General features: G+C 67.9%; 13 protein-coding genes. 12 read left to right on the top strand and 1 reads right to left on the bottom strand.

Annotated features, from left to right (window positions below):
• Position 1: 1 nt before the first annotated feature.
• Positions 2-865, bottom strand: coding sequence for an amidohydrolase family protein (locus HPF_RS07960; protein WP_133156263.1), 864 nt, complete (start codon positions 863-865; stop codon positions 2-4).
• 113 nt (positions 866-978) lie between these two features.
• Between HPF_RS07960 and HPF_RS07955 the strand changes: the two genes are divergently transcribed.
• The 12 genes from HPF_RS07955 to HPF_RS07900 all read left to right on the top strand — a co-directional run bounded on the left by HPF_RS07955 (position 979) and on the right by HPF_RS07900 (position 15,174).
• Positions 979-1,770 (top strand): crotonase/enoyl-CoA hydratase family protein, encoded by a 792-nt coding sequence (locus tag HPF_RS07955; protein WP_066150310.1) that lies wholly within the window; start codon positions 979-981, stop codon positions 1,768-1,770.
• Positions 1,771-1,807: 37 nt separating this feature from the next.
• Positions 1,808-3,664 (top strand): feruloyl-CoA synthase, encoded by a 1,857-nt coding sequence (locus HPF_RS07950; protein ID WP_066150307.1) that lies wholly within the window; start codon positions 1,808-1,810, stop codon positions 3,662-3,664.
• A 10-nt stretch (positions 3,665-3,674) separates the two neighbouring features.
• Positions 3,675-4,925 (top strand): thiolase family protein, encoded by a 1,251-nt coding sequence (locus HPF_RS07945; RefSeq protein ID WP_133156262.1) that lies wholly within the window; start codon positions 3,675-3,677, stop codon positions 4,923-4,925.
• Position 4,926: 1 nt separating this feature from the next.
• Positions 4,927-5,691: an SDR family NAD(P)-dependent oxidoreductase gene (locus HPF_RS07940; protein ID WP_066150303.1), complete on the top strand. Its 765-nt coding sequence runs from the start codon at positions 4,927-4,929 to the stop codon at positions 5,689-5,691.
• A 10-nt stretch (positions 5,692-5,701) separates the two neighbouring features.
• Positions 5,702-6,121 (top strand): acyl-CoA thioesterase, encoded by a 420-nt coding sequence (locus HPF_RS07935; RefSeq protein ID WP_079366876.1) that lies wholly within the window; start codon positions 5,702-5,704, stop codon positions 6,119-6,121.
• A gap of 54 nt (positions 6,122-6,175) precedes the next feature.
• On the top strand, positions 6,176-7,309 hold the full coding sequence (locus HPF_RS07930) for an ABC transporter substrate-binding protein (RefSeq protein WP_079366877.1): 1,134 nt from the start codon (positions 6,176-6,178) through the stop codon (positions 7,307-7,309).
• Positions 7,310-7,421: 112 nt separating this feature from the next.
• A complete protein-coding gene (locus tag HPF_RS07925) occupies positions 7,422-8,462 on the top strand; it encodes a branched-chain amino acid ABC transporter permease (protein ID WP_127806648.1) in 1,041 nt (346 codons plus the stop codon).
• A gap of 1 nt (position 8,463) precedes the next feature.
• On the top strand, positions 8,464-10,233 hold the full coding sequence (locus HPF_RS07920) for a branched-chain amino acid ABC transporter ATP-binding protein/permease (RefSeq protein WP_133156261.1): 1,770 nt from the start codon (positions 8,464-8,466) through the stop codon (positions 10,231-10,233).
• Complete coding sequence (locus tag HPF_RS07915) at positions 10,234-10,968, top strand: ABC transporter ATP-binding protein (RefSeq protein WP_066150287.1); 735 nt, start codon at positions 10,234-10,236, stop codon at positions 10,966-10,968.
• A gap of 26 nt (positions 10,969-10,994) precedes the next feature.
• Positions 10,995-12,719, top strand: a complete 1,725-nt coding sequence (locus tag HPF_RS07910) for a tannase/feruloyl esterase family alpha/beta hydrolase (protein WP_133156260.1) — start codon at positions 10,995-10,997, stop codon at positions 12,717-12,719.
• A 31-nt stretch (positions 12,720-12,750) separates the two neighbouring features.
• The gene (locus tag HPF_RS07905) at positions 12,751-13,434 is read left to right on the top strand and encodes a flavin reductase family protein (protein ID WP_133156259.1); all 684 of its coding nucleotides are present in this window, start codon (positions 12,751-12,753) and stop codon (positions 13,432-13,434) included.
• Between the two features lie 60 nt (positions 13,435-13,494).
• Entirely contained in the window at positions 13,495-15,174 is a 1,680-nt protein-coding gene (locus HPF_RS07900) for an acyl-CoA dehydrogenase family protein (RefSeq protein WP_133158053.1), read from the top strand.
• Positions 15,175-15,198 lie beyond the last annotated feature (24 nt).

Below are 15,198 nucleotides of genomic sequence, written 5' to 3'. Positions count from 1 at the left end.
GTCAGGCCAGCCCGAGCAGGCGCACGGCATTGCCCTTGAGGATGCCGGGCATCACCTCGGGCTTGAAACCCGCGACCTCGAAGTCCTTCATCCAGCGCTCGGGCGTGATCAGCGGGTAGTCGCTGCCGAACAGGATGCGGTCCTTGAGCAGCGTGTTGGCGTACTGCACCAGCTGCTTGGGGAAGTACTTCGGGCTCCAGCCCGAGAGGTCGATCCAGACGTTGGGCTTGTGCGTGGCCACCGACAGCGCCTCGTCCTGCCAGGGGAAGCTGGGGTGCGCCATGACGATCTGCATGTCGGGGAAGTCGATCGCCACGTCGTCCAGGTGCATGGGGTTGCTGTACTCCAGCCGCAGCCCGCCGCCGCAGCGCATGCCCGATCCGATGCCGCTGTGGCCGGTGTGGAAGATGGCGGGCAGCTTGTGCGCGTTGATCACCTCGTAGATCGGCCAGGCCATCTTGTCGTAGGGGTGGTAGCCCTGCACCGTGGGGTGGAACTTGAAGCCCTTGATGCCCTCTTCCTTGATCAGACGCTCGGCCTCGCGCGCCCCCATCTTGCCCTTGTGCGGGTCGATGCTGGCAAAGGCCACCATCATGTCGCTGTTGTCGCGCGCGGCCTTGGCGATCTCCTCGTTCGGAATGCGCCGGCGGCCCAGCTTGGACTCGCTGTCCACGGTGAACATCACCAGGCCGATCTTGCGTTCGCGGTAGTAGGCCACCGTCTCTTCGATGGTCGGTCGGCGGTTGCTGCCGAAGTACTTGTCGGCGGCGCGGTCGTACTCCTCGCCGTAGTTGTCGAACGGGTTCCAGCAGCTCACTTCGGCGTGGGTGTGGATGTCGATGGCGATCAGGTTCTGGTGGTCCATGCTGTTTCCTCACTAGGGTAAGTACTGATGAGATTGGAGGATGTCTCGCTTGATTTGGTTATTGTTTATAACAATAATTTCAACACTCAACAAGCGCAGAAATCCTCACCATCATGACGTTCCAACACCCCGACCTGAGCGTGCAGCTGCACGGCGAGCAACAGGAAATCGCCATCGTCACCATGAACAGGCCCGCCAAGCGCAACGCGCTGAACGACGGCCTCATCCTGGCCATCCGCGACGCCTTCCAGAACCTGCCCGCCAGTGTGCGCGCGGCCGTGGTCGATGGCGAGGGCGAACACTTCTGCGCCGGCCTGGACCTGTCGGAACTCAGCGAGCGCGACGCCGCCGAAGGCGTGTTCCATTCGCGCATGTGGCATGCCGCGCTGGAATGCGTCGAGAAGGGCACCGTGCCTGTCATCGCCGCCCTTCACGGTGCGGTGGTGGGTGGTGGCCTGGAGCTGGCCAGCGCCTGCCACATCCGCGTGGCCGACGAGACCACCTTCTATGCCCTGCCCGAAGGCACGCGCGGCATCTTTGTCGGCGGCGGTGGCGCGGTGCGCGTGCCCAAGCTGATCGGGGCCGCCCGCATGACCGACATGATGCTCACAGGCCGCGTCTACAACGCCGCCGATGGCGAGCGCGTGGGCCTGTCGCAGTACCTGGTGCCCGGCGGCACCGCGCGCGAGAAGGCCATCGAGCTGGCGACGCGCATCGCCACCAACGCGCGCATGACCAACTTCGCGCTCATGCACGCCCTGCCCCGCATTGCCGAACAGCCGGCCGACCATGGCCTGTTCACCGAAGCGCTGATGGCGTCCATTGCGCAGTCGGCGCCGGAAGCCAAGGAGCGTGTGCGCGCTTTCCTCGAAGGCAAGGCGGCAAAAGTCAAGAAGGCCGACTGACCGAACAGACGCCGCACAGAAGACCCGAGGAGACTACGTGAGCACAGCGAAATACCGCCCCCTGAAGTTCGGCGTGACCCGCGCCACCGTGCGCGACGGCGAGACCGGCGTGCACTACCTGCGCGCCGACCAGGACCTGGGCCCCTACCCCGAGCGCCTGACCGACCGGCTGGTGCACTGGGCGAAGGAGCGCCCGGACCAGACCCTGTTTGCGCGCCGCGTCAAGAACGCCGACGGCAGCAGCGGCGACTGGAAGCACATCAGCTTCGCGCAGGCGCTGGACGCCGCGCGCCGCATCGGCCAGGGCCTGCTCAACCGCGGCCTCTCGGCCGAGCGCCCGGTGCTGATCCTCAGCGAGAACGACCTCGAACACGCGCTGCTCGCGCTGGGCTGCCTCTACGCCGGCGTCGCCTACTGCCCGACCTCGCCGGCCTACTCGCTGATCAGCCAGGACTACGACAAGCTCAAGCACGTCATCAAGACGCTCACGCCGGGGATGGTGTTCGCCAGCGACGCGCTGCGCTACAGCCGCGCCATGCTCGCCACCGTGGCCGAGGACGTGGAACTGGTCTGCACGAACGGCACGGTGCCGGGCCGCGACACGACCTCTTTCGCCGCCCTGATGGCCACCGAGCCGACACCCGCGGTCGACGCCGCGATGGCCGCCACCGGCCCCGACACCATCGCCAAGTTCCTGTTCACCTCGGGCTCGACCAAGATGCCCAAGGCGGTCATCAACACGCAGCGTCTGTGGTGCGCGAACCAGGCGCAGATGGCGGCCTCGATGCCGGTGCTGGCCGAGAAGCCGCTGGTGCTGGTGGACTGGCTGCCCTGGAACCACACCTTCGGCGGCAACCACAACTTCGGCATGGTGATCTACCACGGCGGCACGCTCTACATCGACGACGGCAAGCCCACGCCCGCGCTGATGCACGAGACCCTGCGCAACCTGCGCGAGATCTCGCCCACGGTCTACTTCAACGTGCCGACCGGTTTCGAAGCGATTGCCAACGCGATGAAGACCGACGACCTGCTGCGCAAGACCCTGCTGGCCAAGGTCAACATGTTTTTCTACGCCGGCGCCGCGCTGGCCCAGCCGATCTGGGACAGCCTGTTCGAGAGCGCCGAGCGCGAGGTGGGCGAGCGCATCGTCATGGGCACCGGCCTGGGCATGACCGAGTCCGGTCCTTTCGGCATCTTTGTCACCAGCCCCAACGTGAACGCCGGCGACCTGGGCCTGCCGACGCCGGGCCTGGAACTCAAGCTGGTCGACATGCAGGGCAAGACCGAGGTCCGCTACAAAGGCCCGAACATCACACCCGGCTACTGGCGCCAGCCCGAGGAAACCGCCGAGGCCTTCGACGAGGAAGGCTTCTTCAAGACCGGCGACGCGGTCAAGTGGATCGACGAGACCGATGTGCACCAGGGCCTGAAGTTCGACGGCCGCATCGCCGAGGACTTCAAGCTCGCCACCGGCACCTTCGTCAGCGTGGGACCGCTGCGCGGCAAGATCATCGCGGCCGGCGCGCCCTACATCCAGGACGTGGTGCTGACCGGTCTGAACATGAAGGAGGTGGGCGCCATGGTGTTCCCGACCCCGGCCGTGCGCCAGCTCTCGGACCTGCCGGCCGACGCGTCGCTGCACGATGTGCTCGACACCCCCGGCGTGCTCGCCCAGTTCCAGAAAATCGTGGACGAACTGGCGCGCAACGCCACCGGCTCGGCCAACCGCATCGCGCGCCTGTGCCTGCTGGCCGACCCGCCCACCATCGACCGTGGCGAGATCACCGACAAGGGTTCGATCAACCAGCGCGCCGTGCTGACGCACCGCGCCGACACGGTGGCCAAGCTGCACAGCGACGGCCTGCGCTACATCATCAAGCCGTCGATCTGAGGAGCTTCCGATGGCCAGCAAAGGCTTCTTCAACGCGTTCGCCGATGTGGTGATCCTCGACGGCGTGCGCACGCCGATGGTGGACTACTGCGGCGCGCTCGGCCACATCTCGCCGACCGACCTGGGCATCAAGGCCGCGCGCGCGGCGCTGGCCCGCGCCGGCGTCGCGCCCAGCGAGATCGGCTCGGTGGTCACCGGCAACATGGCGCCCGGCGACTTCGACCAGTTCTTCCTGCCGCGCCACATCGGGCTGTACGCTGGCGTGCCGGTCGAGGTGCCGGCGATCATGGCGCAGCGCATCTGCGGCACCGGCTTCGAGCTGTTCCGCCAGGCGGGTGAACACATCCAGGGTGGCGCCGCCGACGTGGCGCTGGTGGTCGGCACCGAAAGCATGACGCGCAACCCCATCGCCGCCTTCGACCACCGCACCGGCTTCAAGCTCGGTTCGCCGGTGGGGTTCAAGGACTACATGTGGGAGGCGCTGAAGGACCCGGCGGCAGGCATCAACATGATCCAGACAGCCGAGAACCTGGCGAAGAAATACGGCATCACCCGCGAGGAAGTCGACGTGTTCGCCTCCTCGTCCTTTGCCAAGGCCGTGGCCGCGCAGGAGAGCGGGTTCCTGGCCGGCGAGATCGTGCCCGTGGTCAGCGAGAAGTTCGAGATCGAGGGCTACAAGGCGCGCGGCATCCGCCTGCAGGGCAAAGTGACCGAGGTCTCGACCGACACCCACCCGCGCCTGTCGCCGGTCGAGGTGCTGGCCCGGCTCAAGCCGGTGTTCGAGAACGGCGTGCAGACCGGCGGCAACAGCTCGGCCCTGGTCGACGCGGCCGCGGCCTGCGTGGTGAGCTCGGGCGCCTATGCGAAGACGCAAGGCCGCAAGCCCCTGGCGCGCGTGGTCGCCGCGGCCGCCGTGGGCGTGCCGCCCGAGATCATGGGCATCGGCCCGGCCCCCGCCATCCGCCTGCTGCTGGAGCGCACCGGCCTGAAGCTCGACGACATCGCGCGCTTCGAGGTCAACGAAGCCCAGGGCGCGCAGACCCTCGCGGTCGCGAAGGAACTGGGCATGGACATCGACAGGCTCAACGTCAACGGCGGCGCCATCGCCCTGGGTCACCCGCTGGCCGCGACCGGCGTGCGCCTGACGCTGACCCTGGCGCGCGAGCTGCAGCGCAGCGGCAAGAAGTACGGCATTTCCAGCGCCTGCGTGGGCGGTGGCCAAGGCATTGCCCTCCTCATTGAGAACCCGGAAGGACACTGACATGAACATCCAAGGACAAGCGGCCCTCGTCACCGGTGGTGGTTCCGGCCTCGGCGAAGCCACGGCGCGCGAACTGGCCCGCCTGGGCGCCAGGGTCGCGGTGCTCGACCTCAACCTCGAGAACGCCCAGCGCGTCGCCAAGGACATCGGCGGCGTGGCGGTGCAATGCAACGTGTCGGACCCGGACAGCATGCAGGCCGCTGTCGAGGCCGCCGCCGCGGCCCACGGCCCGGCGCGCATCCTGATGCAGATTGCCGGCATCGGCAGTGCCAAGCGCGTGGTCGGCAAGGACGGCAACGCCGCGCCGCTGGCCGACTTCGCCCGCGTGATCAACGTCAACCTGATCGGCACCTACAACGCGGCCCGCCTGTTCGCCGCCGCCTGCGCCAAGCTGGAGCCGATGGAAGACGGCGAGCGCGGCGTGATGGTCTTCACCGCCAGCGTCGCCGCCTTCGACGGCCAGGTGGGCCAGCAGGCCTACAGCGCGTCCAAGGCCGGCGTGGCCGGCATGACGCTGCCGATGGCGCGCGACCTGGCGCAGCACGGCATCCGCGTCTGCACCATCGCACCCGGCCTGTTCGCCACACCGCTGCTCAAGGAACTGCCCGAGCCGGTGCAGGAATCCCTGGCCAAGAGCATCCCGTTCCCGCAACGTCTGGGCAAGCCCGAAGAGTTCGCCCAGCTGGCTGCGCACATCGTCAGCAACGGCCATCTCAACGGCGAGGTGATCCGCCTGGACGGCGCCCTGCGCATGGCCCCGCGCTGAACAGACCACCATGAGCAAGACCGTTGTCTACGAGGTGGAGGTGATGTTCGGCGACTGCGATCCCGCCGGCATCGTCTTCTTCCCCAACTTCAGCAAATGGATGGACGCCTCGTCGCTGAACTTCTTCGTGCAGTGCGGCGTGCCGCCCTGGCGCGAGCTGGTCAAGACCACCGGCATCATCGGCACGCCGCTGCTGGAGATCCACACCAAGTTCATGAAGCCCGCCACGTACGGCGAGCGGCTGCAGGTGCACACCAGCGTCATCGAATGGCGCGACAAGGTGTTCATCCACCGGCACGTGGTGAAACGGGGCGATGACGTGCTGTGCGAGGGCACGGAAACACGCGCCTTCGTGATACGCCCGCCGGAGACGCCCGACCGCATCAAGGCGATTCCCGTACCCGCAGACATCAAGGCCCTGTGCAGCTGAGCCCACCCGTTTCCCCCTGAGTTTTTCCACCACCACCCCAAGAAGGAGACATCCATGAAAACCGTCAAGACCCTCGTTGCCGTGGCCATTGCAGCCCTCAGCAGCACCGCGGCGCTGGCCGACATCAACATCGGCGTGAGCCTCTCGCTCACCGGACCGGGCTCCGGCCTGGGCATTCCGATGCAGAACCAGTTCAAGCTGTTCCCCACCACCATCGCGGGCGAGAAAGTCAACCTGATCATCCTGGACGACGCCAGCGACCCGGGCAAGGGTGCGGCCAACGCACGCCGTTTCGTGACCGAAGACAAGGTCGACCTGATCATCGGCTCCTGCCTGACCCCTGTGGCTGCCGCCATGACCCCGGTCGCCACGGAAGCCAAGACGGTCCAGCTGGCCGCGTCGCCCGTGGGCGTGCCGCCCGGCGCCGATCAGTGGATGTTCCGCCTGCCGCAGGGCAACGACGTGATGGCCCACGCCATGGTCGAGCACATGAAGAAGCAGAACGTCAAGACGATCGGCTTCCTGGGCTACACCGACGCCTACGGCGAGCTGTGGCTCAAGGCACTCACGCCGCTGGCCGAGAAGGCCGGCATGAAAGTGGTGGCCACCGAGCGCTTCGCCCGCACCGACACCAGCGTGACGCCGCAAGCGCTCAAGCTCAGCTCGGCCAACCCCGATGCGATCCTGGTGGTGGCTTCGGGTTCGGGCGCCGCGATGCCGCACAAGGCGGTCATCGAGCGCGGCTACAAGGGCAAGATCTACCAGACGCACGCGGCCGCCACGCCCGACCTGGTGCGCATCGGTGGCAAGGACGTCGAAGGCTCTTTCGTCGTGTCCGGCCCGGCCGTCATCGCGGAGCAGCTGCCTGACAGCCATCCTTCCAAGAAGCTGGCGGTGGACTTCGTCACCAACTACGAGAAGCTGATGGGCCCTGGCACGCGCAACCAGTTCGCCGGCCACAGCTACGACGCGGCCATTGCCCTGAACAAGGCCGTGCCGCTGGCGCTCAAGAGCGGCAAGCCCGGCACGCCGGAGTTCCGTGCCGGTCTGCGCGACGCGCTTGAAACCATGGGCCGCACCGTGTTCGCGCACGGCGTGATGAACTGGACCAAGAGCGACCACTGGGGCTACACCAACGAGACCGGCGTGATGCTCAAGGTGGTGGACGGCAAGTTCAAGGTGGAGTGATTCGGAACGCCTCCCCCTCCCGCCTCCGGCGGGAGGGGGAGCGACACCTGGTTTCGGCGCGCCTGCGTTCGAGGTTCTTCTTGGGCGCTTCCCTTTCTCGCTAAGGCTTCCTATGGATTTCTCTATCGCCAGCATCCTGGCGCTGGATGGCCTCACCAACGGCGCCGTGTACGCGCTGCTGGGCCTGGCCATCGTCCTGGTGTTCACCGTCACCCGGATCATCTTCATTCCCCAGGGGGAGTTTGTCGCGTACGGCGCGCTCACCCTGGCCATCTTCCAGACCGGCCAGGTGCCCGGCACGGTCTGGCTGCTGCTGCTGCTCGCCGCTCTCGCCGCGCTGATGGAGCTGACCGAATGCTGGCGCCAGCACCGCGGCACCTGGCCCGCGCTGAAGGCCGCGGGACGCATGCTCGTGTTGCCCGTCGTGGTCTCCGTCGTGGCCATCTGGGCCGCGCCGCAGCAGTTCCCGCTGTGGGTGCAGGCCGCGCTCAGCGTGGCCGTGGTGACAGTCTATGGCCCGCTGATCTACCGTGTGGCCTACCAGTCGCTGGAGAGCTCCACGCCGCTGGTGCTCTTGATCGTCTCGGTCGGTGTGCACTTCGCCATGACCGGCCTGGGGCTGGTGTTCTTCGGTGCGGAAGGTTTCCGGAATCCGGCCTTCTGGGATGAGCGCTACACCATCGGCCCCGTGATGCTGTCGGGTCAGACCATCATCACGTTTGCAGCCACGGTGGCCCTCATCGCCATGCTCTGGCTCTACTTCGAACGCTCGCTGCGCGGCAAGGCCTTGCGTGCCATCGCAGTGAACCGAACGGGCGCACGGCTCATGGGCATCTCGTCCCAGGCGTCGGGCCAGCTCACGATGACCATGGCGGCCTTCATCGGCGCGCTCTCGGGCCTGCTGATCGGCCCGACCACCACCGTGTTCTACGACTCGGGTTTCCTGATCGGCCTCAAGGGCTTCGTGGCCGCCGTCGCGGCCGGCCTCTCGAGCTACCCCGGCGCCCTCATCGCGGCGATGGGCGTGGGCGTGATCGAGTCCTTCGGTTCGTTCTGGGCCAGCGCCTTCAAGGAAGTGATCGTGTTCACCTTGATTCTCCCTGTCCTGCTTGTCAGGTCCTTGCGCAGCAAGCACTCCGACGAGGACCACTGACATGCCCAAACACCAACATCTCGGCCTGCTGATCCTGGCCCTGGCGATTCCCGTGATCGCCCTGCTCCCGCTGCCCGACTTCTGGATCACCCAGCTCAACATGATCGGCATGTACAGCATGACGGTGCTCGGCCTGGTCCTGCTGACCGGCGTGGGCGGGCTCACCTCCTTCGGTCAGGCGGCCTTCGTCGGCATCGGGGCCTACACCACGGCCTGGCTCACGCTCAACCTGGGCATGTCGCCCTGGATCACGCTCTTCATCGGCCTGGCCCTCACCGCCGGCAGTGCGCTGATCGTCGGTCTGATCACGCTGCGCATGTCGGGCCACTACCTGCCGCTGGCCACCATCGCCTGGGGCCTGTCGCTGTACTACCTCATGGGCAACCTCGACGCACTGGGCAAGTACGACGGACTGCTGGGCATCCAGAGCCTGTCGGTGGCGGGATTCGACATCGGCCAGGGGCGTGCGTTCTTCGTACTGACCTGGTTCATCCTGCTGGCTTTCGCCGCCGCGCTGCTGCACCTGCTCGACTCGCGCGCCGGGCGCGCCATCCGCTCGCTCAAGAGCGGCTCGCAGATGGCCGAAGCCATGGGCATCAGCACCTTCCGCTACAAGGTGACCATCTTCGTGCTGGCCGCGCTGTTTGCCTCGGTGGCCGGCTGGCTGCTGGCGCACTTCCAGCGCACGGTGAACCCCTCGGCCTTCGGCCTGAAGATGGGCATCGAGTACCTGTTCATGGCGGTGATCGGTGGCGTGGGCCACGTCTGGGGTGCGATCGTCGGCGCCGGCCTCATCCGTGTCCTGGAAGACCAGCTGCAGGTGTTGCTGCCCAAGCTGATGGGCACCAGCGGCAGCTACGAGGTGATCGTCTTCGGCGTGGCGCTGGTGGTGATGCTCAAGTACCTGCCCGACGGCCTGTGGTCGATGGTGGGCAAGCACATACCGGCAAAGCCGCGCAAGGTGGACTGGCAGCACGCGGCCGCGCTGCCCGAACGCGCCAAGCCCGCCAATGGAGAACTGGTTCTGGACGTGCAGAAGGCGCGCATGCAGTTCGGTGGCCTGGTCGCGGTGAACGACATCAGCTTCCAGATCCACGCCGGCCAGATCGTCGGGCTGATCGGCCCCAACGGTGCGGGCAAGTCCACCACGTTCAACCTCATCACTGGCGTGTTGCCCGCCACCAGCGGCGAGGTGCGTTTCCAGGGCCGCAACGTCATCGGCACGCCCTCGCGCGACATCGCACAGCTGGGCATGGCGCGCACGTTCCAGCACGTCAAGATGATTCCGGACATGACCGTGCTGGAGAACGTGGCCCTGGGCGCGCACACGCGGGGCCGCAAGGGCGTGCTGCCCGCCATGCTGCGCACCAACCGCGCCGAGGAGCGGCAACTGTTCCGCGAGGCGCAGCGCCAGCTGGAGCGCATCGGCATGGGCGAGTACCTGCACGAACAGGCCGGCAACCTCGCCATGGGCCCGCAACGGCTGATGGAAATCGCACGGGCCTTGTGCGCCGATCCGACGCTGCTGCTGCTCGACGAGCCCGCCGCCGGCCTGCGCCACAAGGAAAAGCAGGCCCTGGCCGACGTGCTGCGCCAGCTCAAGGGCGAAGGCATGAGCATCCTGCTGGTGGAGCACGACATGGATCTGGTGATGCAGATCTGCGACCACCTGGTGGTGATGGAGTTCGGCACGCTGCTCACGCAAGGACCGCCCGAACAGGTACAGCAAGACCCGAAGGTGCGCGCGGCCTATCTGGGAACGGAACACTAAATGAGCAACCCGATTCTTCAAGTCAAGGGACTGCGCGCCGGCTACGGCCGCGCCGAGGTGCTGCACGGCATCGACATCGAGGCCCAGCCGGGCGGCGTGATCACCGTCATCGGTCCCAACGGCGCGGGCAAGTCCACCCTGCTCAACACGCTCATGGGCATCCTGCCCGGTCAGGGCTCGATCCTGTTCCGTGGCCAGGACATCACCACCCTCACGCTCGAAGAGCGCGTGATGAGCGGCATGGCGCTGGTGCCCGAGAAGCGCGAACTCTTCGGCACCATGCCGGTGGAAGACAACCTGCTGCTCGGCGGCTTTCGCCAGATGCGCCAGGGCAACGCGAAATGGCGCAGCCGGCTCGACGACGTCTACGCCATCTTCCCGCGACTGCAGGAGCGCCGGCTGCAACTGGCCGGCACGCTCTCGGGCGGTGAACGCCAGATGCTGGCCGTGGGACGCGCCCTGATGTCCGGCCCCGACCTGCTGATGCTCGACGAGCCCAGCCTGGGCCTGGCGCCGCTCATCGTGCGCGAGATCTTTTCCATCATCGAGCGGCTGCGCCAGACCGGCGTGACCATCGTGCTGGTGGAGCAGAACGCACGCGCCGCACTGCAAGTGGCCGACCACGGGTATGTGCTGGAGATGGGCGAACTCAGCGCACAAGGGCCTGCCATGGAGCTGGCCAGCGACCCCCGCGTGATCGAAACCTATCTCGGCACCGCGAGAAAGCGCCCCTGATCCCAACCACCCCCAAGGAGACTCCGATGAACCACACTCTGCGCCGCCTGCAACTGCTGCCCTTGCCGCTGGGGCTGGGTCTGCTTGTCGCCGCCTGCGGCACCACCGCGCCGGGCACCTCGCCTGCGCCGCTGGCACCCGCCATGGGGGCCAGCCTGAACCAGTGTGCGGCGCTGACCGGCCAGTTCCGGTTCGAGCAGGCGCACATCGATTCCGCCGAGTCCGTGGCCGCGGGTGGCCTCATGCTGGCCGGCCGGCCTGTGGCCGAACACTGCCTGGTCAAGGGCGCGATGCACAAGCGCAAAGGCAGCGACGGCCGCGACTACGCGATCGGCTTCGAGATGCGCCTGCCCAAGGCCTGGAACGGCCGCTTCTACTACCAGGGCAACGGCGGGCTGGACGGCTCGGTGAAGACGGCCGACGGGGCACTGGGCGGCGGCCCGCTGACCGGCGCGCTGATGCAGGGCTTCGCCGTCATCAGCTCCGACGCCGGCCACACCGGCCCGCAGACGCCCTACTTCGGCCTCGAAGCCCAGTCGCGGCTGGACTACGGCTACCAGGCGGTGGCCAAGCTCACCCCCATGGCCAAGGCGCTGATCGCCGCGGCTTACGGCAAGGGCCCGGACCGCTCCTACCTGGGCGGCTGCTCCAACGGCGGGCGCCACGCCATGGTCGAGGCTGCGCGCGGCCAGGCCTACGACGGCTACCTGGTCGGCGCGCCCGGCTACCGCCTGCCCAACGCCGCGCTGGCCCAGCTCTGGGGCGCGCAGCAGTGGGCGCCGCTGGCGGTGCCCGGCGCGACCACCCAGCACCCGCTCAACCCCAACGCGAAGATCCCCGACCTCAGCGGTGCCTTCACCAAGGCCGAACGCCAGCTGGTGGCCAACGCCATCCTGGGCAAGTGCGACGCGCTCGACGGCGCGAAGGACGGCATGGTCCAGGCCACGCAGGCCTGCCAGGCCGCGTTCAACCTCAAGACCGACGTGGCCACCTGCACTGGGGACCGCAACGGCCAGTGCCTGAGCGCGGCGCAGAAGGACGTGGTGGCCCGCGTGTTCGCCGGTGGCCGCACCAGCTCGGGCGCATCCATCTACTCAGCCTTCCCCTACGACCCCGGCCTGGCCGGTGACAACTGGGGCACCTGGAAGTTCGCCAACTCGGTGGCGCTGGACCCGCTGTCGGTCGGCACCGTGTTCAGCGTGCCGCCGGGCATGTTCGATCCGCTCAAGGTCGACATCAGCGCCCGCTTGCCGATGTTCAGCGCCACCAACGAGGTCTACCGCGAATCCGGCCTGTCGCTGATGACGCCGCCCGGCCACGAGAACCCGGTGAACCTGGCCAAGCTGAAAGACCGCGGCGCCAAGATGATCGTCTACCACGGCGTGGCCGATGCGATCTTCTCCGCAGAGGACACGCGCCAGTGGCTGCTGCGCCTGGACCAGGCGCTGGGCGGCAAGGCCGACAGCTTCGCCCGCTTCTTCCCGGTGCCGGGCATGGCGCACTGCAGCGGCGGCCCGTCCACCGACCAGTTCGACCTGCTCTCGCCGCTGGTGAAGTGGGTCGAGCAGGGCGAAGCGCCCCAGGCCGTGAAGGCCACCGCGCGTGGCGCCGGCAACCCCGGCGGCGCCAACAGCGAGCTGCCCGCCAGCTGGTCGCCCAACCGCAGCCGGCCGCTGTGCGCCTACCCCACGGTCGCGACCTACAAGGGCAGCGGCAGCATGGAAGACGCGTCCAGCTTCGCCTGCCGCTGACCCCCACACGTCCACCGAACGGAGCTCCACCATGTATTACGAACCAGGCAAGACCCCCCACGGCCTGCCGCACGACCCGTTCAAGTCCTGCGTGATCCCCCGCCCCATCGGCTGGATCTCCACGGTGGACGCGCAGGGCCGCGACAACCTCGCGCCCTACAGCCAGTTCCAGAACGTGACCTTCGACCCGCCCATCGTCATGTTCAGCGCCAACCAGAGCACGCAGGGCGAGCGCAAGGACTCGGTGCGCAACGCCGAGCAGATGGGCCAGTTCGTCTGGAACATGGCGACCTGGGCGCTGCGCGAGGCGGTGAACATCAGCGCCGAGGAGCTGCCACCGGGCGTCGATGAATTCGAACGCGCCGGGCTGGAGAAGCTGGACAGCCGCCTTGTGAAGCCCAAGCGCATCAAGGGCTCGCCGATCCAGTTCGAGTGCGAGTACCTCAACACCGTGCGCTTCCCCGGCCGCCCGCCCATGGGCACCGTCGACGTGGTGTTCGGCCGCGTGGTCGGCATCCACATCGACGACGCCTACATCGACGGCAACGGCCTGGTCGACGTGCTCAAGATCCAGCCCATCGCGCGCATGGGCTACTACGACTACACCGTGGTCGACAACAAGTTCCAGATGGTCATTCCCGGCAGCAACAAGGCGCTGCTGGCCGGTCTCGAAGGATCGCCCGACAAGACCCAGGACGCCACCAGCGGCCGCTGACGTTTTCCTCTCTCTCCGCTTCTGCTCACCGTGAACCACTTCCAGCCCGCCACCGCCGACATGGCCTTCGTCCTGCAGTCCGTGCTGCAGGCCCCGCAACAGCTGCAGGCGTTGCCCGCGCACGCCGAGGCCGATACCGACCTGATGCAGCAGGTGCTGGAGGAATCGGGCAAGTTCGTGGCCGAGGTGGTGGCCCCGCTCAACCGCGACGGCGACGAGATCGGCGCGCAATTCAGGGACGGCGCCGTCACCATGCCGCCGGGTTTCCGCGACGCCTACCAGGCCTTCTGGCAGGCCGGCTGGCCCGCCCTCGCCTGCGCCACCGAAGACGGCGGCCAGGGTCTGCCGACGGTGCTGGAGGCCATGCTCTACGAGATGCTCAGCGCCGCCAACCACGGCTGGACCATGGCGCCCGGCCTGCTGCACGGCGCCTACGAGTGCATCAAGCACCACGCGTCCGACGAGCTCAAGGCGCGCTATCTGGAGAAAGTCGCCACCGGCGAATGGCTGGCCACCATGTGCCTGACCGAGCCGCACGCCGGATCGGACCTGGGCCTGTGCCGAACCAAGGCCGTGCCGCTGCCCGACGGCCGCTACGCGCTCAGCGGCACCAAGATCTTCATCTCCGGCGGCGAGCACGACCTGAGCGACAACATCGTGCACCTGGTGCTCGCGCGCCTGCCCGATGCGCCGCCCGGCCCCAAGGGCCTGTCGCTGTTCCTGGTGCCGAAGTTCTACGAGGACGGCACGCGCAGCGCGGCGGTGTGCGAACGCATCGAAGAGAAGATGGGCCTGCACGGCAGCCCGACCTGCGTGATGCGCTTCGACGAGGCGCCGGGCTGGATCGTCGGCGAACCGGGCAAGGGCCTGAACGCGATGTTCGTGATGATGAACGCGGCCCGGCTGCACGTGGGCCTGCAGGGCATCGGCCTGCTCGAAGCCGCCTGGCAGAAGGCCGACGCGTACTCGAAGGAGCGCCGCCAGATGCGCGCGCCGGGCGGCAGCGCGAAAGCCGGCGAAGCCGATCTGATCGAGCAGCACCCGGCCATGCGCCGCATCCTGGACGCGCAGCGCGCCTGGATCGACGCCGGCCGCGTCGTGGCCTACCGCACCGCGCTGGAACTCGACATCCTCAAACACCACGGCGACGCCACACGACGCGAGGTGGCCAGCCGCTGGTGTGCGCTGGTCACGCCGGTGCTCAAGGCCGCCTGGACCGACCAGGCCTTCCACGGCGCCAGCGCCTGCCTGCAGGTGTTCGGTGGCCACGGCTTCGTGCGCGAATGGGGCATCGAGCAGATCGTGCGCGATTCGCGCGTGGCCATGATCTACGAGGGCACCAACGAGATCCAAGCCATCGACCTGCTGCTGCGCAAGACCCTGCCCGACGGCGGCGCGGCGCTGCTGACCCTGCTGGGCGAGCTGTCCGCCGACCTGGGCGGCGACGAACAGGCGGTCCGCGCCAAGTCACAGCTCGATGGCTTCGCCAGCTTCCTGCGTGAGCGCCTGCTGCCGCGCGCCACCACCAAGGACGCGCCGGCCGATCTGCCGCACTGGCTGGCCGACGACTTCCTGCGCGCCGTGGCGCTGCTTCTGATGGCCTGGGCCTGGGCCCGCATCGGCGCCACGCCCGGCGCCGGCACCGCCCGCTGGCAGACCGCGCAGACCGGCTTCTGGCGCTGGGTCTGGCCCGAGTTCGGGATGCGCGTGGCCATGATGGAGACCACCCTGGCGGGTTGAGCCCCGCCAGCGCAGGGCCTTGAT

The sequence above is a fragment of the Hydrogenophaga pseudoflava genome (assembly GCF_004353865.1).
GTDB classification, from domain to species: Bacteria; Pseudomonadota; Gammaproteobacteria; order Burkholderiales; family Burkholderiaceae_C; genus Hydrogenophaga; species Hydrogenophaga pseudoflava.
The sequence above is the reverse complement of the archived record's forward strand: the minus strand, read 5'-3'. Positions and strand labels throughout refer to the sequence as shown.

What these genes read in the sequence shown, in the direction of transcription:
- HPF_RS07945 (WP_133156262.1), top strand. Translation starts at nt 3,675, where the DNA reads ATGGCCAGCAAAGGCTTCTTCAACGCGTTCGCCGATGTGGTGATCCTC.
- HPF_RS07915 (WP_066150287.1), top strand. Translation starts at nt 10,234, where the DNA reads ATGAGCAACCCGATTCTTCAAGTCAAGGGACTGCGCGCCGGCTACGGC.
- HPF_RS07900 (WP_133158053.1), top strand. Translation starts at nt 13,495, where the DNA reads ATGGCCTTCGTCCTGCAGTCCGTGCTGCAGGCCCCGCAACAGCTGCAG.
- HPF_RS07940 (WP_066150303.1), top strand. Translation starts at nt 4,927, where the DNA reads ATGAACATCCAAGGACAAGCGGCCCTCGTCACCGGTGGTGGTTCCGGC.
- HPF_RS07925 (WP_127806648.1), top strand. Translation starts at nt 7,422, where the DNA reads ATGGATTTCTCTATCGCCAGCATCCTGGCGCTGGATGGCCTCACCAAC.
- HPF_RS07955 (WP_066150310.1), top strand. Translation starts at nt 979, where the DNA reads ATGACGTTCCAACACCCCGACCTGAGCGTGCAGCTGCACGGCGAGCAA.
- HPF_RS07930 (WP_079366877.1), top strand. Translation starts at nt 6,176, where the DNA reads ATGAAAACCGTCAAGACCCTCGTTGCCGTGGCCATTGCAGCCCTCAGC.
- HPF_RS07960 (WP_133156263.1), bottom strand. Translation starts at nt 865, where the DNA reads ATGGACCACCAGAACCTGATCGCCATCGACATCCACACCCACGCCGAA.
- HPF_RS07935 (WP_079366876.1), top strand. Translation starts at nt 5,702, where the DNA reads ATGAGCAAGACCGTTGTCTACGAGGTGGAGGTGATGTTCGGCGACTGC.
- HPF_RS07910 (WP_133156260.1), top strand. Translation starts at nt 10,995, where the DNA reads ATGAACCACACTCTGCGCCGCCTGCAACTGCTGCCCTTGCCGCTGGGG.
- HPF_RS07905 (WP_133156259.1), top strand. Translation starts at nt 12,751, where the DNA reads ATGTATTACGAACCAGGCAAGACCCCCCACGGCCTGCCGCACGACCCG.
- HPF_RS07920 (WP_133156261.1), top strand. Translation starts at nt 8,464, where the DNA reads ATGCCCAAACACCAACATCTCGGCCTGCTGATCCTGGCCCTGGCGATT.